This window comes from Cellulomonas citrea (assembly GCF_009829685.1).
GTDB lineage: Bacteria > Actinomycetota > Actinomycetes > Actinomycetales > Cellulomonadaceae > Cellulomonas > Cellulomonas citrea.
The window spans coordinates 1-18192 of the sequence record NZ_VWSD01000056.1 but is presented as its reverse complement, the minus strand read 5'-3'; the positions used below and the strand labels follow the sequence as shown (position 1 = coordinate 18192).

The following is an 18192-nucleotide window of genomic DNA, read 5'->3' as shown; positions in this document are numbered from 1 at the left end:
GCGGCAAGTTCGGCGGCGGCGGCTACGCGGTCTCCGGCGGTCTGCACGGTGTCGGCGTCTCGGTGGTCAACGCCCTGTCGACCCGGGTCGAGGTCGAGGGCCCGGGCGTCCCCGCTGCGGGCGCGACCGCGCGACGCGGCCGGTCACCGGGCCGCAGCCCGCGGGCCCTCGCTGCCGAACGCGCCCGGGCGAGCGCGGCCCGGACCACCTGCTCGGGCGGGGTCGACACGGGTGGGCCGAGCGGTGCGCGGGCGAGCGCGGGAGGTGGTGCGTCGTCGTCGGCCTCCTCGTCGGGACCGATGTCGTGCGGACCCTCGACGTGCGGACCCTTCGGGTCAGAGGACACGGGTCACCTCACCGGCCATGACGTCGACGCGGCCGCCGACCAGCGGTTCGGGCACGTCCTGCGGCACGGCCGCAGTGATGATCACCTGCCCGGCGCCGGCGACGAGCTCGGCGAGACGGTCCCGGCGGCGCGCGTCGAGCTCGGCGAACACGTCGTCGAGCAGCAGCACGGGTTCACCGCCCTGGTCGAAGTCGGGTCCGTCGGTCTGGGTGAGCAGCCGGTAGGACGCGAGCCGCAGGGCGAGTGCGAACGACCACGACTCGCCGTGGCTCGCATAGCCCCGGGCCGGCAGTCCGCCGAGCTCGAGCAGCAGGTCGTCGCGGTGCGGGCCGACGAGGCTCACGCCGCGCTCGATCTCCTTGCTGCGGAGCCGTCCCATCGCCTCGAGGAGCTGGGCCTCGACGAGGTCCTGACCTGCGGGCAGGTTCGGCTCGAGCTCGAGGGCGGCGTCGAGCGACGCCCTGTAGACGAGGGTCGCAGCGCCCTGACCTGCGGAGACCTGCTCATAGGCGCGCGCGACGTGCGGGTGCAGCTGCTCGACGAGCTCCCGGCGGGCGATGAGCACCTGCGCGCCGACCTGGGCGAGCTTGCTGTCCCACACGTCGAGCGTGCGCAGGTCCGGCGACTGACGGTGCGCGCGCACGGCCGCCCCGGCGGTCTTGAGCAGTGCGGACCGCTGCCGCAGGACGCGGTCGAGGTCAGCGAGCACACCGGCGATCCGGGGCGTGCGCTGCACGAGCAGATCGTCCAGGTACCGGCGGCGTCCGTCGGGGTCGCCCTTGACGAGGGCCAGGTCCTCGGGCGCGAACAGCACGGTGCGGACGATCCCGAGGACCTCGCGGGACCGCACCGGCGAGCCGCCGTTGATCCGCGCACGGTTGGCGCGGCCCGGGGTGATCTCGAGCTCGACGGTCGCGGCACGGTCACCGCGGATCGCCTTGAGACGCACGAGAGCCCGGTCGGCCCCGGCCCGGATGAGAGGTGCGTCGTTCGGCACCCGGTGGCTGCCGAGGGTGGCGACGTAGCCGATCGCCTCGATGAGATTCGTCTTGCCCTGCCCGTTCGGCCCGACGAGCGCGGTCACCCCGGGGTCGAGCGGCAGCTCGACGTGCGGGTACGACCGGAAGTCGACGAGCGACAGGTGGGCGACATGCATCAGGACGCGGGCGCCGGCTTCACCGCATGGCCGCCGAACTGCTGGCGCAACGCCGCGACGGCCTTCATCGCGGGGGACTCACCCTGACGCGAGGCGAACCGCGCGAACAGCGCGGCCGAGATGACCGGCGCCGGCACCGCGAGGTCGATCGCCTCGTCGACGGTCCAGCGTCCTTCGCCGGAGTCGTCCACCCAGTCCTCGATCCGGGCCAGGCCCGGGTCCTGGGCGAGGGCCTTGACGAGCAGGTCGAGCAGCCAGGACCGCACGACGGTGCCCTGGGTCCAGGCGCGCATCACCGCGGGCACATCGGAGACCAGGTCCTTGGCCGCGAGCAGCTCGTAGCCCTCGGCATAGGCCTGCATGAGCCCGTACTCGACGCCGTTGTGCACCATCTTCGCGAAGTGGCCGGCACCCACCGGGCCGACGTGCACGAACCCGTCCTCACGCGCCCCTGCCGGTCGCAGCGCGTCGAACACGGGCATGGCCCGCTCGACCGAGGCGTCATCGCCGCCGACCATGAGGCCGTAGCCCTCGGTCAGGCCCCAGACCCCGCCGGAGACACCGGCGTCGATGAAGCCGATGCCGTGCTCGGCGAGCAGCCGCGCGTGGGGCTCGTCGTCCTGGTAGTAGGAGTTCCCGCCGTCGATGACGAGATCGCCCGCGGTGAGCAGACCGGCGAGGTCGCGCACCACCGAGTCGGTGACGGCACCGGACGGCACCATGACCCAGACGAGCCGTTGCCCGGCGGGCAGGGCCTCGACCAGCGCGGGCAGGTCAGGCACATCGGTCAGCTTCGGGTCCCGGTCGTAGCCGGTGACCTCCAGCCCGGCCTCCCGCAGTCGGGCGCGCATGTTGGCGCCCATCTTCCCGAGCCCGACGAGTCCCACGTGCATCGACGTACCCCTGTCGATCAGAACCTGCGCGGCGTCGGTCGGCGCCGCGCCCAGATCAGCTGGCGAACCGGATCGGCACCAGCAGGTACCGGTAGTCGCGGACGTCGTCGCCGGTGGCCTGCTCCTGGCCGGTGAACTCCACCGGCTTGTTCGGGTGCGTGAACGCGAGGCGCACGAACGGCGTGTCGATCGCGCCGAGACCGTCGAGCAGGTACTGCGGGTTGAAGGCCACCGAGATGTCCTCGCCGACGAGCGTGGACTCGAGCGCCTCGGACGCCTGCGCGTCGTCACCCTGACCGGCGTCGAGCACCACCTGGCCGTCGCTGAACGACAGCCGGATCGGGGTGTTGCGCTCAGCGACGAGCGACACGCGCTTCGACGCCTCGATGAGGGACGCCCGGTCGAGCACGGCGTGGATCGGGGTCTGGTCGGGGAAGAGCCGGCGGACCGCCGGGTAGTCGCCGTCGACCAGGAGGCTCGTGGTCCGCCGGCCGCCGGCCTCGAAGCCGATGAGGTCGACCCCGCCGCCGTTGGACAGCGCGACGGTGACCTCGCCGGCGGAGCCGAGCGAACGAGCGGCGTCGGTGAGGGTGCGCGCACGCACGAGCGCGACGGTCGAGACCTCGGGACTGGTCGGCCGCCACGTCAGCTCGCGGAGCGCGAGCCGATAACGGTCGGTCGCCAGCAGCGTGACCTTCTCGCCCTCGATCTCCAGGCGCACGCCCGTGAGCAGGGGCAACGTGTCGTCGCGGCTCGCTGCGACGGAGACCTGGCCGACGGCGTGGGTGAACGCGTCACCGTCGACGATCCCGGTGGCCGGCGGCATCACCGGCAGCGACGGGTAGTCCTCGACCGGCATCGTGAGGAGCGTGAAGCGGCTGGCGCCGCACGTGACGACGACCTTGGTGCCGTCGAGCGAGACGTCGACGGGCTTGTCCGGCAGCGAGCGGGAGATCTCCGCGAGCAGCCGGCCCGAGACCAGGACGACACCCGGCTCGGTGACCGCGGCGGGGACGGTGGCACGTGCGGAGACCTCGTAGTCGAAGCTCGACAGCTGCAGTCCCCCGGTGGCGTCTGCCTCGATGCGGACCCCGGCCAGGACCGGGACGGGGGGACGGGTCGGCAAGCTCCGTGCGGTCCACGTCACGGCGTCCGCAAGGACATCCCGTTCGACCTGGAACCTCATGCAGCACCTCTCGTCGTCGGGCCGCGCGCTGGACGACGCGGGCATCGACCGAACACTACGCGAGTGGGAGGTGGGTCCGCCGGGTCGCACGCCGCTGCAGTCGACGGTGTGTGGATCTGGGGAATGGAGAAGTGTCGTCGTCGTCATCGGTGTTGTGGATCGTGTGGACATCGAGCATCGGTGCTGGTGAGCGTCGATTCTGGGGTGTGCACCGGATGTGTGTGTGATTCGGGACGACGGTGTCGTCCGGTGCACACCGTCCGGTTGCCTCACGGTCATCCACCTGTCGTTCGGTTGTCATCCACACGCCCGTCGCGGGTCGTCCACCGCCGTCCACAGGTTCGTCCACAGGTGTGGGTATTCGTCCCACAGAAGCCTCGGGTTCAACCTGAAGGTTCGCTGGGCATGCCAAGGACGGGCCGGCCGCAGCCGGTCCGTGCGGGGTATGACGAGTCAGGCGCGACCGGTCTGCTTGATCCGGTTGGTGAGCTCGGTGACCTGGTTGTAGATCGACCGGCGCTCGGCCATGAGCGCGCGGATCTTGCGGTCGGCGTGCATCACCGTCGTGTGGTCCCGGCCGCCGAACGCCTGCCCGATCTTCGGCAGCGACAGGTCGGTGAGCTCACGGCACAGGTACATCGCGATCTGGCGGGCTGTGACAAGCACCCGTGAGCGGCTCTGGCCGCAGAGGTCGTCGATGGTGAGCGAGAAGTACGCCGCCGTCTGGCCGATGACCATCGCGGCCGTGATCTCGCGAGCGTCGTCGTCGGTGATGAGGTCACGCAGCACGATCTCGGCGAGCGACCGGTCGACCTGCTGGCGGTTGAGGTTCGCGAACGCGGTGACCCGGATGAGGGCACCTTCGAGCTCGCGGATGTTCGAGGAGATCCGGCTGGCGATGTACTCGAGCACGTCGTCCGGGGCGTCGAGGTGCTCGTTCGCCGCCTTCTTGCGCAGGATCGCGATGCGGGTCTCGAGGTCGGGGGGCTGGACGTCGGTGATGAGGCCCATCTCGAACCGGGAGCGCATGCGGTCCTCGAAGCCGGCGAGCTGCTTGGGCGGCACGTCGGAGGTGAGGACCACCTGCCCGTTGGTGTTGTAGAGCGTGTTGAAGGTGTGGAAGAACTCCTCCATCGTCTGTTCCTTGCCCTGCAGGAACTGGATGTCGTCGATGAGGAGGATGTCGGTGTCGCGGTAGCGGCGCTGGAACGCGCCCGCCTTGCCCTCGGAGATCGAGTTGATGAAGTCGTTCGTGAACTCTTCGGAGTTCACGTAGCGCACCCGGATCCCGGAGTAGAGGTTCTGGGCGTAGTGCCCGATGGCGTGGAGCAGGTGCGTCTTGCCCAGGCCGGACCCGCCGTAGATGAACAGCGGGTTGTAGGCGTTGGCCGGGGCCTCGGCGACCGCGACCGCCGCGGCATGGGCGAACCTGTTCGAGGCGCCGATGACGAACGTCTCGAACACGTACCGCGGGTGCAGCCGGGCCGGCTCGACGAGGGGACCGCGGCCGCGGGACGTCGGGGCCGGCGTCGAGGGACCCGGCCGGTGGTCCTCCGGCTGGGGCACGAGGGTGAGCGTCGGGCGCTGCTCCTCCGGCTCGGGTGGCTGGACGGGCTCGTTCTCCGAACCGACCGACGGGTCGACGGTGATCGCGAAACGGGCCTCGCGTCCCAGCGCCTCGGTGAGCGCACGTGAGACGGCCGTCCGCACGCGGTTCTCGATGTACTCCTTGGTGAACTCGTTCCCGACGGCCAGCAGCATCGTTCCGTCGAGCATGCCGAGCGGCTGCGCGAGGCGGACGAACGCGATCTCCCGCGGGCCGACCTCGGGGTTGGTGCTCAGCATGGCGACCACTCGACCCCAGACCTTCGTGAGGTCGTCGTCCTGTGCCAACGTGTTCCTCTGGATCGTCGGGTACGGGTGGCGCAGCGCGCCGCCCGGCGGCCTGTCCACACAGTTGTCCACATCTGTGCGCCAAGCCGTGGTATGCGTGTGCCCGAAGCCCCGTGGGTGACCCCTGACGGCGCGTCGCGCCGGGCTTCGGTACCGGGCGATGCTAGTGCCGGTCGGGACGAGGCCACTACTCCCGGGAGGGGGACGTCCGGGATCATTTGACCCTCGCACGGCGTGTCGCGTAGCGTGGCCCAGCCCGAGTTCATGGCCCACTGTCGGCGCGCCCTGACGCCGCACGCGTGAGCGTGTCCTGGTCATCGGTCTCGGCGGTTCGGACCGGCTCACGCGATTGACGCGTGATCATCTCGTCGTTGATGGAGTGACTCGTGACCAAGCGCACCTTCCAGCCGAACAACCGGCGTCGGGCGAAGACCCATGGTTTCCGCCTGCGCATGCGGACGCGTGCCGGCCGTGCGATCCTCGCCGCCCGTCGGCGCAAGGGCCGCAGCGAGCTCTCGGCCTGATCCAGCAGCGGTGCTGCCTTCGGAGCATCGCATGCGCCGCTCGGCGGACTTCTCCCGGACGGTGCGTGATGGTGCGCGCGCGGGCAGGCGTTCGCTCGTCGTCCACCTCGCGACGGGGGAGGCCGGAGCTCCGGTCGTCGGGTTCGTCGTCCCACGGTCCGTGGGCGGTGCCGTCGTTCGCAACCGCGTGAAGCGACGGCTGCGCGCCCTCGTGCGTGAACGGCTGAGCTCGTTCGGCGCGGCGGAGTCGCTCGTCGTGCGTGCACTGCCGGCGGCGGCCGACGCGACGTTCGAGACCCTCGGTACGGATCTCGACGGAGCGATGCGCACCGCTCGACGTCGGGCGGAGCCGTCCCGTGGCTGAGGTCGCGCGGTTCCTGAGGCGACTTCCGCGTGCAGCTCTGCTCGGGCTGCTCTGGCTCTACCAGCACCTCATCTCGCCGATGAGGCCGCCGTCGTGCAGGTACTACCCGTCGTGCTCGCAGTACGCGGTGATCGCGGTGACGCGTCAGGGTGCCGTGCGAGGATCCTGGCTCGCCGTCCGTCGGCTCGCTCGGTGCCACCCCTGGGCGGCCGGAGGTGTGGACGATGTCCCGCCGGCGCGGTCCCACTCACACGTCGACGCGGCTCTTGCCGCGCGCTGACACCAGCTAGGAGCTCGCCGAGATGTCGTGGTTCGACGGTCTGCTGTGGCCGATCATGTGGGTCGTCGCCTGGATCATGGTCCAGTTCCACGCGCTGTTCGCGGCGCTCGGGCTCGACCCCGCGGGCGGTGCCGCCTGGGCGCTGTCGATCGTGGGTCTGGTGATCGTCATCCGGATCGCGCTCATCCCACTCTTCTTCCGTCAGATCAAGGCGTCGCGCGGTCTGCAGCTCATCCAGCCGGAGATGCAGGCGATCCAGAAGAAGTACAAGGGCAAGACGGACCCGGCGTCGCGTGAGGCGATGAGCCGGGAGACGATGGAGCTGTACCGCAAGCACGGCACCAACCCGTTCTCCTCGTGCCTGCCGATCCTGGCGCAGTCCCCCATCTTCTTCGCGCTGTTCCGGGTGCTCAGCTCGCTCACGCTGCTGGCTAAGGGGTCGTACCCGCATCACGACTCGATCGGTCCGCTCACCCAACAGCTGGCGTCCCAGGCCGAGAGCGCGACGATCTTCGGTGCGCCGCTCTCGGGGTACTTCATGCAGCCGGGCGCGACCGCGGCGACGCGGGTCGTCACGATCATCCTCATCGTGGCGATGTCGATCACGACGTTCACCACGCAGCGCCAGCTGACCATGAAGAACATGCCGCCCGCGGCGCTCGAGGGCCCGGTCGCCCAGCAGCAGAAGATGCTGCTCTACGTGATGCCGCTGATCTTCGCGTTCTCCGGCATCAACTTCCCGATCGGTGTCCTCATCTACTGGACCACGACGAACCTGTGGTCGATGGGCCAGCAGTTCTACACGATCCGAAAGATGCCGGCCCCCGGCTCGCAGGCGGAGGCGGCGCTCAAGGCCAGGCAGGCGCGCCGGGCCGCCGCGCACGGTGTGGTCGCCGAGTCGACGGACACCCCGGTGATCGATGAGCGCCCGAAGTCGGGTCAGCGCCAGCAGCCGGTCCGCAAGGACAGGGCGAAGAAGGCGGCGCCGCCGAAGTCGACGGTTGAGAGCTCCACGGCTCCTGTGTCCGAGCCGGTGAAGCCCGTCGAGCCGAAGCGGACCCGTGCCCAGGACTCGGCGATCACGGATGGCCTGGCGCCGAAGGACGAGGCGCCGAAGGCGAGCGCTGGTGGCGAGACGAGCGACGGCCCGCGCAAGCCGCGGCGGCCGGCGCGTGGCGGTTCGGGTACGGCCCGTCCTGCCGACGAAGGTTCCAAGGGCGGCGCATCGACGCGGCCGCCCCGTGACGTGGCCGACGGCGAGTCGGCCCAGTGAGTGACCCCTTGGGTGATCGGAGACGAGACGTGAGCACGCCTGCACAGGAGAGCCCCACCCCTTCCCGGCTTGAGGAGGAAGGTGAGATCGCGGCGGACTACCTCGAGGAGCTGCTCGACATCGCCGACCTTGACGGCGACATCGACATCGACGTGGACCACGGCCGTGCGGCCGTGGGGATCGTGTCGGAGGACCCGGCGGACCGGTCGCTGCGTGCGCTCGTCGGGCCTCGGGGTGAGACCTTGGACGCACTTCAGGAGCTGACTCGGCTGGCGGTGCAGGCGAAGACCGGCGAGCGGAGCCGGCTCATGCTGGACATCGCCGGCTTCCGGGCGGCACGGAAGGCTCAGCTCCTGGTCATCGCCGAGGAGGCGATCGAGAAGGCGCGTGCCGAGGGTGCGCCGGTCGCGCTGGCGGCGATGAACCCGTTCGAGCGCAAGGTTGTGCACGACGCAGTCGCAGCTGCTGGTCTGACGAGCGAGTCGGACGGCGTTGAGCCGCAGCGGCACGTGGTGGTCCGCCCGGCGTGACGGCATGTTTCACGTGAAACGGCCGGCAGGTCGGTTTCACGTGAAACAGGGTGCGGAGCTCTGGGGGTCGACGCCGCCGGTCTCCCACGCCGGGCGTGGCCGTCCGTTGGCGCTCGCGGTTGAGCCGACGGATGTACCTGCGGGCGCCTGGTGTCCCGCTGCAACGCGGCGACCAGCTTGTGCCTGACACTGCGTTCGGGTGAGGCAGGTCCGGACCGGCGGCGACCGGCGCTGTGGATCGACGTCGTGCGCGCGCGGGGCGTCGATAGCGTGGCGTGTGTCGGGCGATGCCAGTGAGCTCACGGTGGTGAGGAGCAGGGAGTGATGGACGAGATCGACGTCGCGGTGGCGGCGACAGATCCACTCGCCGGAAGCCAGGCCGTGCGGGCGTACTTCGGCGACGCATGGCCCGTGGTGTCGCAGTTCGACGTCCTGCTCCGCGAGCACGGCGTGGTGCGGGGGCTCATCGGCCCGCGTGAGCCGGGCCGCCTGTGGGAGCGCCACCTGCTCAACAGTGCCGCGGCTGCCCCGCTGGTGGCGGGGCGCCCGACGGTGCTCGACCTGGGGTCCGGCGCCGGGCTCCCCGGCGTGGTGCTCGCGGCGATGCTGCCGCAGAGTCGCTGGGTCCTGCTCGAACCGATGGAGCGTCGGGTCACCTGGCTCACCTGGGTCGTGGGAGAGCTCGGGCTGTCCAACGTGGAGGTGGTGCGCGGCCGTGCCGAGGACGTCGTCGGGCGCTTCTCGATGCATGCCGTCACCACACGGGCGGTGGGGTCGCTCGACAAGCTCTACCGGTGGTCCGGTCCGTTGCTGCGGCACGGAGGGGTGCTCGTCGCACTCAAGGGGGAGCGCGCGGCAGAGGAGGTCGCCGCGGCGCAGGATCTCGGGGAGCGCCTCGGTTTCCGGCGTGCTCGGGTCGACGAGGTGCGCACGGTGGACGGCGTGGAGCCGACGTCGGTCGTGGTGGTCGAGAAGTCGGGCGGGCGCCGTGGCTCACGCTGAGCGAGGGCGGGCCCCTCGATGGTGGCGGCCCGGTGGCGGCTCGACCTCTTCGGTGCAGGACGTAGAGGGTGACGAGACGCAGGCTCCGGAGGGTGACTCCGATCAGCAGGTGACTCCGAGCCTCAGGGACGGCGGCCCTGCTGGACTGTCGGTGGCTGGCGCCGGCGCTCGTTTCACCGCTGGGCCGACCATCGACGGCGGTGATCATGGGGTCGATGTTCAGGGCAGGACGTCAGATGCACTCGCCGCGCGGCAGGGCGTTTCACGTGAAACGGGGCTGAGGAGCGAGCGTGTCGACGACGGGCGAGGTCTGGCGGCGGACATCCCCCCGGCTGAGACGACCGCGGTCGAGTCGCTCGCGACCGAGTCCGTCACGGCCAGGACGCCCGCTGCCGAGTCCGCCACAACCCAGGTCCCCACGGCGAGCCGCGACGACGACGGGCGGCTGGCAGAGGCGACGTGGCGGGGGGGACCCGCTGGGAGCGGTGAACGTACAGGAGGGGCGGGCGCTGGGGGCGTCTCTCCGGCCGACGGGCAGAAGGACGCCGTTTCACGTGAAACGGCAGCCACGTGGCCACTGGCCTCCGACGGTCACCCATCGGCCGGGCAGCAGATCCCGGGCGGGTCCAGCAGGACAGGGGACGGCGCGTCGGACGTTAGGCTGACGGTCGGATCTGGGCTGGACGAGCCCGAGGTGTGGCCCCGCCTGGAGTCCCCGGCGGTGGAGCGGTCCCCCTTCGTGACGAATGGTGAGAGGAGCATCGACGTGCCCGATGACGAGCGGCGGTCGGTGCTGGCCGAAGCACTCCCGGAGGCGTCCGACGACACTCCCTTGATGGCTGAGCTCCGCCGCGACGCACAGCGCCGCATCGAGCTCACAGGACGTCGGTTCACGCGCCCCGACCACACCCGTGTCATCACGGTCGCCAACCAGAAGGGCGGCGTCGGGAAGACCACGACCACCGTCAACCTCGCGGCCGCCCTCGCGCAGGCCGGCCTCAAGGTCCTCGTCATCGACAACGACCCGCAGGGCAACGCGTCGACGGCGCTGGGCGTGGACCACCGCGCCGGCACCCCGTCCGTCTATGACGTGCTGGTGGACGGCGACCCGGTCGAGCCCGCCGTCCAGGCGTGCCCCGACATCCCCGGGCTGTTCTGCCTTCCTGCCACGATCGACCTCTCCGGCGCTGAGATCGAGCTCGTCTCGATGGTGGCGCGCGAGTCGCGGCTCCGCCGCGCTGTCGACGACTACCTCGAGCAGCAGGAGGCCGCGGGCGCCCGTTACGACTACGTCCTGGTCGACTGCCCGCCGAGCCTCGGGCTACTCACGGTCAATGCGTTCGTCGTCGGACGCGAGGTGCTCATCCCGATCCAGTGCGAGTACTACGCGCTCGAGGGCCTGTCGCAGCTGCTCAAGACGGTGCAGCTCATCCAGTCCCACCTCAACAGGGAGCTCCACGTCTCCACGATCCTGCTCACGATGTACGACTCCCGGACGAACCTTGCTCGACAGGTCGCTGACGAGGTGCGCGAGCACTTCCCGAACGAGACGCTGCGCACCACGATCCCTCGGTCCGTCCGGATCTCGGAGGCCCCGAGCTATGGCCAGACCGTCGTGACCTACGACGCCGGGTCGTCCGGCGCACTTGCGTACCTCGAGGCCGCTCGCGAGCTGGCCGACCGAGGTGCCGGCGACCACGCCACCTCGCCCACGACGCCGGGCGAGACGCCCGCACCCCAGGAGGACATGTGAGCGAGAAGCGACGCGGGCTCGGCCGAGGGCTCGGCGCCCTCATCCCGACCGGCCCCGAGGGTGCGAACCCCGACCGCGACCGTCCGACCGACGTGTTCTTCCCCGGGGGACCCGGGTCTGTCGTCGACCACGGTGACGCCACCGTGCCCGGCGCAGCGACGGACAGCGCGACCGAAGCGCACGACAGTGCCGCAGACCCCGCCGAGAGCACGGCGGTTGGCGGCGACGACCTGCTTCCCGTTCCAGGCGCCCGGTTCGCCGAGGTCCCCGTCGACCAGATCCGCCCGAACCCTCGTCAGCCGCGGACCGTCTTCGACGAGGACGACCTCGCCGAGCTGGTCGGGTCGATCCGTGAGGTGGGCGTCCTGCAGCCCGTCGTCGTTCGCTCGACCGGCGACGGCTACGAGCTCATCATGGGCGAGCGTCGCCTGCGTGCCTCGAAGGAGGCCGGGCTGGTCGCCATCCCCGCGATCGTCCGGGACACCCAGGACGGCGACCTGCTGCGGGACGCGCTGCTCGAGAACCTCCACCGGGCCCAGCTCAACCCGCTCGAGGAGGCAGCGGCCTACCAGCAGCTGCTCGACGACTTCGGCTGCACGCAGGAGGAGCTCGCCGCGCGGGTGCAGCGCTCCCGGCCGCAGATCTCCAACACGCTGCGGCTGCTGCGGCTGCCGGCTGGTGTGCAGCGGCGGGTCGCCGCCGGCGTGCTCTCGGCCGGGCACGCCCGCGCCCTGCTCGGGCTCGCCGACGGGGCCGCCATCGAACGCCTGGCTCAGCGCATCGTCGCCGAAGGCCTCAGCGTGCGTGCGGTCGAGGAGATCGTCTCGCTGGGCGGCGACGAGCCGCAGCCGACGCCCCGTCGGGTCGCGCCGCGCGCGGGCACTCGCAACGGGGCCGTCGACGACCTCGCGGCTCGGCTCTCCGACCGGTTCGACACCCGGGTGAAGGTCGCGCTCGGAAAGTCGCGCGGGCGGCTGACCGTCGAGTTCGCCTCGGTGCAGGACCTCAACCGGATCCTGGCGCTGCTGGCCCCCGAGGACCCGGGCCTGCTGCGTTCACCGGAGCGTCCCGCCCAGGCGTAGCGCACGCGGGGGAGGCCACGGCGAGCCTGCCGGAACGAATCGGAACGGCGGCCCAGGCGGCGCAAGCCCGCAGCACACCTAAAACATGGGATGACCCGGACCTGGGTGGTGCCGTCGTACTCGGAGCGCGTGATGACGCGCTCACCCCCTGCGAGAGCGCCCGCCTGCGCCGGGAGACCTCGGCAGAGAGGGCCGCGAGGTCAGAGCGGGAGACCGGGTCAGAGCAGGGCCGTGAGGATCTCCTCGCGAAGAGCGCCCTTGGGCCGGGCGCCGAACACGACGCCGGCCAGCTCGCCGTCCCGCCACAGCTGGATCGTCGGCATCGTGAGGATGCCGAAACGAGCGACGAGGCCCGGGTTGAGGTCGCAGTCGACCTGGACGAACCGGGCCCGACCGGCCAGCTCCTCGTCGAGCTCGGCGAGGACCGGCTCGACGAGACGGCACGGCAGGCACCACTGCGCCCGGTAGTCGACGACCACCGGGCGCGAGCTGGCGAGCACCACCTCGTCGAACGAGGAGTCGGTGACCTCGACGATCATGAGGCGGGGACGAGGGTCTCCGTCGGAGGCTCGGGGTCGACGACCTCGTCGAGCAGGCCCGCGAGGTAGTGCTGGGCGTCGAGCGCCGCTGAGCAGCCGGACCCGGCAGCGGTGATCGCCTGCCGGTAGGTGTGGTCCACCGCGTCGCCGCAGGCGAAGACGCCCGCCAGGGTGGTGGCGGTGCTGCGGCCGATCACCTCGATGTAGCCGTTCGCGTCGAGGTCCACCTGCCCGCGCACGAGCTCGGTGCGCGGCACGTGGCCGATCGCGACGAAGATGCCACCTGCGGCGACGTCGCGCTCGGCACCCGTGACCGTGTCCCGCAGGGTCACCGAGGTCACCTTCTCCGTGCCGTGGATCGCGACGACCTCGCTGTTCCACGCGAAGGCGATCTTCGGGTCGGACGCTGCACGCTCCGCCATGATCTTCGAGGCGCGCAGCTCACCACGGCGGTGCACGAGGGTCACCTTCGAGGCGAACCGGGTGAGGAACGTCGCCTCCTCGACCGCCGAGTCGCCGCCGCCGACGACGAGGAGCTCCTGGTCGCGGAAGAAGAACCCGTCGCAGGTCGCGCACCAGGACACACCGCGTCCGGACAGCCGCTTCTCGTCGGGCAGGCCGAGCTCGCGGTAGGCCGATCCGGTGGCGAGGATGACAGCGCGGGCCAGGTACGTCTCGCCGCCGCCGGTGACCACGGTCTTCACCGGACCGTCGAGCTGCAGCTGCGTGGCGTCGTCCCAGACCACCTCGGCGCCGAACTTCTCGGCCTGCTCGCGCATGGCCTCCATGAGGTCGGGGCCCTGGATGCCGGCGGGGAACCCGGGGAAGTTCTCCACCTCGGTCGTGTTCATCAGCGCACCGCCGGCCGTCACCGAGCCGGCGACGACGACGGGTGCCAGCCCGGCACGCGCCGCGTAGACGGCGGCGGTGTAGCCGGCAGGCCCGGAGCCGACGATGACCAGGTCGCGGATCGTGCTGCTCTGCTCGCTCACGTCTGTCCTTCTCGCGCGGGGGTGTCGGCGGCAGCAACAGATCCGCCCGGGACATTGTTCCCCACACCACCCACGACTCGACCCGACGGTGCAGCCCGCGCGTCTCAGTGGACGGTGATCTCCGCCAGCTCGAGGCGGTAGCTGCCGTCCGCCGTCGTCGGCAGCTGGGCGATCCAGATGACGAAGGAGGAGGCGGTGACCGAGGGGTCGAGCGTGAAGGTCGTCGTGCCGGCGAGCGGGCCCGAGGCCAGCACCGCACCGCCCTGGGGGTTCGCCGGGTCCGAGGCGCGGATCTCGATCTGCCCACCCGTCCCGGTGGTGACCAGGGTCACGGAGTGGACCTGCGAGGGTGCGGCCAGCGTCACTGCCAGTGCCACGCCGGGCTTGAGCCCGCCGAACGTCGCCGACTTGTAGGTGCGGGTGTTCCACGTGGTCGCCGGGTCGCCGTCGAACGCCTTCTGGATGCTCTCCTGGTGCTCCCCGGCCGGGTCCACCGGGTCGTAGGTGGTCACCGAGCTGATCGGGAGGGCCGCGCCGGCGGGTGCCGACGAGCTCGGCGTCGCCGAGCCGCTCGGTGACGGGCTCGGGGCAGCGCTGGTTGCCGACGAGCTCGACGGGGTCGGCCGGTGCGGCGACGGGTCGGCCGTCGGCGGCGACGAGAACAACGACGACAGGCCGAGCACGACCGCGACCAGGATGAGCACCACGACCGCGCCGATCGCCAGGCGGGTCGGGTCGAAGCGTCGTCCGCTGCCGTACGCCCGGCCCTGCACGACCGGGACCGGGTCCGTCCTGGGTCCCCGGGCAGCCGGACCCGACGAGGCGGGGAACACCGCGTCCGCAGCCGGCGCGGCCGGTGCGGGGGCAAAGGCGGGGGGAGGCACGGCAGCAGGAGCGATGGCGGGGGGAGGCACTGCAGCCGCCGCCGGAGGGGCCGCCGGGAGCGTTGCGGTGGGAGGGCCCACCGGGAACGGCCCCGCCGCCACCGGCGGTGCGGGCGGTGGCGTGCCGGGTGTGACACGGGCCGCGTCGTTCTCGAACGCGGTGCGCACGGAGGTCCGGGCCACCCGAGGTCTAACGGTGGTAGCGGCCGCCGCACCGGCCGGTGCGGCGGCGGGCTGGACCCGGATCTCACCCCACGGCTCGAGCGCGTGCACGATCTCGCCGGCGGTGCGCGGGCCGGCGGCGGTGGCGCCGAGGGCGTCGGTGCACAGTGTCGACAGGTCGGCCGGGACGTCCGCTACCAGGCTCCGCGGTGCGAGCAGCTGGCCCTGGGCGTCGACCGGTGCAGGAGGGAGGGACGTGGCCACCGGTGCGCCGTCGGGCGCGGGCCACGCCCCGGTGAGAGCGGCGTAGAGCAGCCGGGACAGGTCGAGGGCGTCGGTGCGGCTGGCGGTCTCGTCGTTCTGGATGCGGCCGAGCAGCGCCGCGTCGAGCGAGAGCCCGGCCAGGACGATCCGGCCGTCCTGGGCCACGTGCAGCACGGAGGGACGCAGCGCAAGGTGGTGCACGCCCCGGCGGCGGGCGATCTCCAGCGCCGCCGCGGCCTCACCGACGACGGCGCGGGCCTGGTCGGCCGACAGAGGGCCGGTCGCGAGCAGATCCGCCAGCGACGGGCCGGGCACATCCTGCGTCACCACGTAGCCGCGCCCGTCCGGCAGCGCACCTACGTCGAGGACACGGGCGAGCCGGGCGTCGGTGACGAGTGCGGCGCGGCGTGCAGCATCGAGCACCGCGACGTCCGCACCCGGCAGCAGCCGCACCAGGATCGGGCGGTCGAGCACCGTGTCGACGGCGGCGTAGGTCGTGGCGGAGGGGATGTCGTCGACCCTCACGGCGACGAGCCGGTACCGTCCGGCGATCACCTGGCCCGCGGGCGCATCGTCGGCCACCGGTACCTCCTCCAGGTCGCAGCGCGCCGCAGATCGGCGCCCTGCCAGGTCATGCTAGACGGCCGGCCGGTGGACGATCCGGGCCAGCACCCGGCGGATCGATGCGAGGAGCACGTCGATGTCGCCCACGCCGAGGGCACGCAGCACCATGACGTACAGCGCGGACATGGCGGCGGCGACCACCGTGAACTCGACCACCGCCGTCAGCCAGCCGACCCAGCCAGCACCCGGGTGCAGGCCCACCGCCGACAGGAGCGCCATGAGGAGCACGCCGACGACCGCGGCAGCGAGCGCCGCGATCGTGCCCCGCACGTGCACCCGGAGCACCGCCCGGCCCCCGATGTGCCCGACCCGGCGCCACAGGCCCCCGATGGCCATCACCGAGGCCAGCACGTAGGACGCGCTCATCGCCAGGCACGCCCCCACCACCCACAGCTGCGGCGGGAGGACGAGCCGGACCATGATCGTGCCGAGCGCGACGACGGTCGCCATCCCGACGGCGACCGGAACCAGGCCCCGGGCATCTTCGTACGCGTAGTAGACCCGCTGGCAGACCGACCAGATGCCGAAGGCGGGCAGGCCCAGCATGAGCGCCACGACCACCTGGGCCATCACGGGGACGGCCGTCGTCGAGACCGTCGGCAGGACGGCCCGCACGAGCACGCCCGCCAGCACCGCGCCGATCGTCGCCGCGAGCATCGTGAACAGGCCGACGACCCGCAGACCGACGGACACCGTCTCGCCGACCCGGGCGTGCGCACGATCGGCCGCCTGCGCCGACATCCGCGGGAAGAGCGCTGTGATCAGGGACAACGTGACGAGGGAGTGCGGCAGCATGAAGATCATGAACGCGCTCTGGTAGGTCGTGTAGCCCGCGACCACGGTCCCGGCAGGCGCGGCGTCCGCGGCAGCCGCGGCCGCGCGCGACACCGCGATCGCGGCCACCTGCCCGATGATGAGCGAGACGAACGTCCACACCGCGACCTGGCCCGCAGCACCCAGCCCGACCCCACGGAAGCCCCACCGCGGGCGCCAGTGCACACCGGCGCGTCGCATCGCGGGCACGAGCACCAGCGCCTGCGCCACGATCCCGAGGGTCGCACCGCCACCGAGCACCGCGATCTGCGTCGGGGTCCACTGGTCGGCGGGCCAGATGTGGTCGTTGTGTGCACCGAACATGACGACGAACAGTCCCAGGGCCGCGATGGCCACGACGTTGTTGGCCACCGGCGCCCAGGTGAACGGCCCGAACGAGCCACGCGCGTTGAGCACCTGACCGAGCAGCGCGTAGACGCCGTAGAAGAAGACCTGCGGCATGCACCAGTAGCCGAGGGCGATGGCCAGGCTCAGCCGGGAGCCCGTGCCGCCGTGGCCCTGGCCGTAGACCCAGGTGAGGAGGGGGACGGCGGCCGTGAGCACGGCTGTGAGCAGGGCGAGCACCGCGAAGCCGAGCGTGAGCAGACGGTCCACGTAGTCCTGGCCGGCGTCCCGCTTGTAGGCGCGCACCACCTGCGGCACGAGGACGGCGGACAGCGCCCCCGAGACCAGCAGGTTGTACATGGTGGTCGGCAGCGTGTTCGCGAGCGTGAACGCGTTCGAGGCCTCCGAGGTGAGGCCGATGACGCCGACCAGCACGATGTTCCGTGCCTGGCCGAGCACCCGGGACACGAGGGTCCCGGCGGCCATGACCGTGGCACCGCCGCTGATCGAGGACCGCGACCCGTCGTCGGGTTCCTCGCTCACCCGGGTGGCTCCTCGTCCTGCGGGCGCGGTCGACCTGGGGGCTCGCCGCCGAGCACCCCGAGCTGGGACGGCTCGTCGGGCGGGACCTGACGGGCGCCGCGCCGGCCGCTCTGGCCGCGTCGCACCGTCCGGATGATGCCGAGCAGCAGGCCGAGTGCGAGCACGACGCCGACCACTGCCGTCCCGACGTTCTCGATGGTGGGGCTCAGGCTCGCCGTGAAGACGAGGGGCGACGGCGACAGTGACGTCCCGTCCTCGGTGACGAGCTCGGCGATCAGCCGCACCTGGCAGTTGGCGTGCGCCTCGAAGTGCACCGGGACCGACGCCTCCGTCCGGGGCGGCACCGTCACCGGGTCGGACAGCTGGGTGGTGAGGCACACCTTCGACGGGGTGACCCGGACCCGGACGGTGGCCGCGGTCGTCAGGTCGTTCCGGATGGTGAACCGCACGTCGCTCGAGGCACTGATGACGGTGATGTTCGCGCGCGGGGTCAGGGACAGCGCCCCGAGCCGCCGGTCGGCCGAGTCCAGCGTCGTGGTGAGGAGCGCGGTACGGCCGTCCGGGTCCGCGCGCCAGGCCACGGCGAGCGGCAGGAGCAGGGCGTCGTCGAGGTCGTCGGTCACCGCCGACGGCTCGTCCGTGGCCGTGGCGAGCGCACCGAGCGCCGTGCGGGCCTCGGTGAGCGCCGCGACCGGTGCCGGTGCGAGCACGTTGGTCCCGTCCCCGGCCAGCGACGGCTCGACG

Annotated in this window: 18 protein-coding genes; 8 read left to right on the top strand and 10 right to left on the bottom strand. The window is 71.8% G+C overall.

Annotation, left to right across the window (positions count from 1 at the left end; genetic code table 11):
* Window positions 1–22: 22 nt before the first annotated feature.
* From F2B26_RS17210 to dnaA, 5 genes are all read right to left on the bottom strand, one after another.
* Complete coding sequence (locus F2B26_RS17210; protein WP_201292663.1) at window positions 23–346, bottom strand: hypothetical protein; 324 nt, start codon at window positions 344–346, stop codon at window positions 23–25.
* Window positions 336–1502, bottom strand: coding sequence for a DNA replication/repair protein RecF (gene recF / locus F2B26_RS08295; protein ID WP_159808270.1), 1167 nt, complete (start codon window positions 1500–1502; stop codon window positions 336–338). The genes F2B26_RS17210 and recF overlap by 11 nt, the downstream gene beginning before the upstream one ends.
* Window positions 1502–2395 carry a phosphogluconate dehydrogenase (NAD(+)-dependent, decarboxylating) gene (gene gnd / locus F2B26_RS08290; protein WP_159808268.1) on the bottom strand — a complete coding sequence of 298 codons (894 nt, stop codon included), beginning with the start codon at window positions 2393–2395 and terminating at the stop codon, window positions 1502–1504. Before gnd ends, recF begins: the two co-directional genes overlap by 1 nt.
* A 55-nt stretch (window positions 2396–2450) precedes the next feature.
* Complete coding sequence (gene dnaN, locus F2B26_RS08285) at window positions 2451–3581, bottom strand: DNA polymerase III subunit beta (protein WP_159808266.1); 1131 nt, start codon at window positions 3579–3581, stop codon at window positions 2451–2453.
* Window positions 3582–4034: 453 nt separating this feature from the next.
* Window positions 4035–5426 carry a chromosomal replication initiator protein DnaA gene (gene dnaA / locus F2B26_RS08280; protein ID WP_235929568.1) on the bottom strand — a complete coding sequence of 464 codons (1392 nt, stop codon included), beginning with the start codon at window positions 5424–5426 and terminating at the stop codon, window positions 4035–4037.
* A gap of 434 nt (window positions 5427–5860) precedes the next feature.
* On the opposite strand from dnaA, the gene rpmH reads away from it, so the two are divergent.
* The 8 genes from rpmH to F2B26_RS08240 all read left to right on the top strand — a co-directional run bounded on the left by rpmH (window position 5861) and on the right by F2B26_RS08240 (window position 12282).
* Complete coding sequence (gene rpmH, locus F2B26_RS08275; RefSeq protein WP_159808264.1) at window positions 5861–5998, top strand: 50S ribosomal protein L34; 138 nt, start codon at window positions 5861–5863, stop codon at window positions 5996–5998.
* A gap of 10 nt (window positions 5999–6008) precedes the next feature.
* Complete coding sequence (gene rnpA, locus F2B26_RS08270; protein WP_159808262.1) at window positions 6009–6362, top strand: ribonuclease P protein component; 354 nt, start codon at window positions 6009–6011, stop codon at window positions 6360–6362.
* Window positions 6259–6642, top strand: coding sequence for a membrane protein insertion efficiency factor YidD (gene yidD, locus F2B26_RS08265; RefSeq protein WP_328698663.1), 384 nt, complete (start codon window positions 6259–6261; stop codon window positions 6640–6642). Before rnpA ends, yidD begins: the two co-directional genes overlap by 104 nt.
* A 22-nt stretch (window positions 6643–6664) precedes the next feature.
* Window positions 6665–7915: a membrane protein insertase YidC gene (gene yidC, locus F2B26_RS08260; RefSeq protein ID WP_159808258.1), complete on the top strand. Its 1251-nt coding sequence runs from the start codon at window positions 6665–6667 to the stop codon at window positions 7913–7915.
* Window positions 7916–7944: 29 nt separating this feature from the next.
* Window positions 7945–8445 carry a Jag family protein gene (locus tag F2B26_RS08255; RefSeq protein WP_159808256.1) on the top strand — a complete coding sequence of 167 codons (501 nt, stop codon included), beginning with the start codon at window positions 7945–7947 and terminating at the stop codon, window positions 8443–8445.
* 324 nt (window positions 8446–8769) lie between these two features.
* Window positions 8770–9447 carry a 16S rRNA (guanine(527)-N(7))-methyltransferase RsmG gene (gene rsmG / locus F2B26_RS08250; RefSeq protein ID WP_159808254.1) on the top strand — a complete coding sequence of 226 codons (678 nt, stop codon included), beginning with the start codon at window positions 8770–8772 and terminating at the stop codon, window positions 9445–9447.
* An 835-nt stretch (window positions 9448–10282) separates the two neighbouring features.
* Window positions 10283–11200: a ParA family protein gene (locus tag F2B26_RS08245; RefSeq protein ID WP_159808252.1), complete on the top strand. Its 918-nt coding sequence runs from the start codon at window positions 10283–10285 to the stop codon at window positions 11198–11200.
* Complete coding sequence (locus tag F2B26_RS08240) at window positions 11197–12282, top strand: ParB/RepB/Spo0J family partition protein (protein WP_159808250.1); 1086 nt, start codon at window positions 11197–11199, stop codon at window positions 12280–12282. The genes F2B26_RS08245 and F2B26_RS08240 overlap by 4 nt, the downstream gene beginning before the upstream one ends.
* Before the next feature lie 218 nt (window positions 12283–12500).
* Here the strand turns inward: F2B26_RS08240 and F2B26_RS08235 are convergent, their stop codons facing one another.
* The 5 genes from F2B26_RS08235 to F2B26_RS08215 form a co-directional block, all read right to left on the bottom strand.
* Complete coding sequence (locus F2B26_RS08235; RefSeq protein WP_159808248.1) at window positions 12501–12821, bottom strand: thioredoxin family protein; 321 nt, start codon at window positions 12819–12821, stop codon at window positions 12501–12503.
* The gene (gene trxB, locus F2B26_RS08230) at window positions 12818–13813 is read right to left on the bottom strand and encodes a thioredoxin-disulfide reductase (RefSeq protein WP_159808246.1); all 996 of its coding nucleotides are present in this window, start codon (window positions 13811–13813) and stop codon (window positions 12818–12820) included. The genes F2B26_RS08235 and trxB overlap by 4 nt, the downstream gene beginning before the upstream one ends.
* Window positions 13814–13917: 104 nt before the next feature.
* Window positions 13918–15705 (bottom strand): protein kinase family protein, encoded by a 1788-nt coding sequence (locus tag F2B26_RS08225; protein ID WP_159808244.1) that lies wholly within the window; start codon window positions 15703–15705, stop codon window positions 13918–13920.
* 54 nt (window positions 15706–15759) lie between these two features.
* A complete protein-coding gene (gene murJ / locus F2B26_RS08220; protein ID WP_235929566.1) occupies window positions 15760–17448 on the bottom strand; it encodes a murein biosynthesis integral membrane protein MurJ in 1689 nt (562 codons plus the stop codon).
* On the bottom strand, window positions 17445–18192 hold a 748-nt coding region (locus F2B26_RS08215), incomplete at its 5' end, for a DUF6049 family protein (RefSeq protein WP_159808242.1). The genes F2B26_RS08215 and murJ, both read right to left, overlap by 4 nt.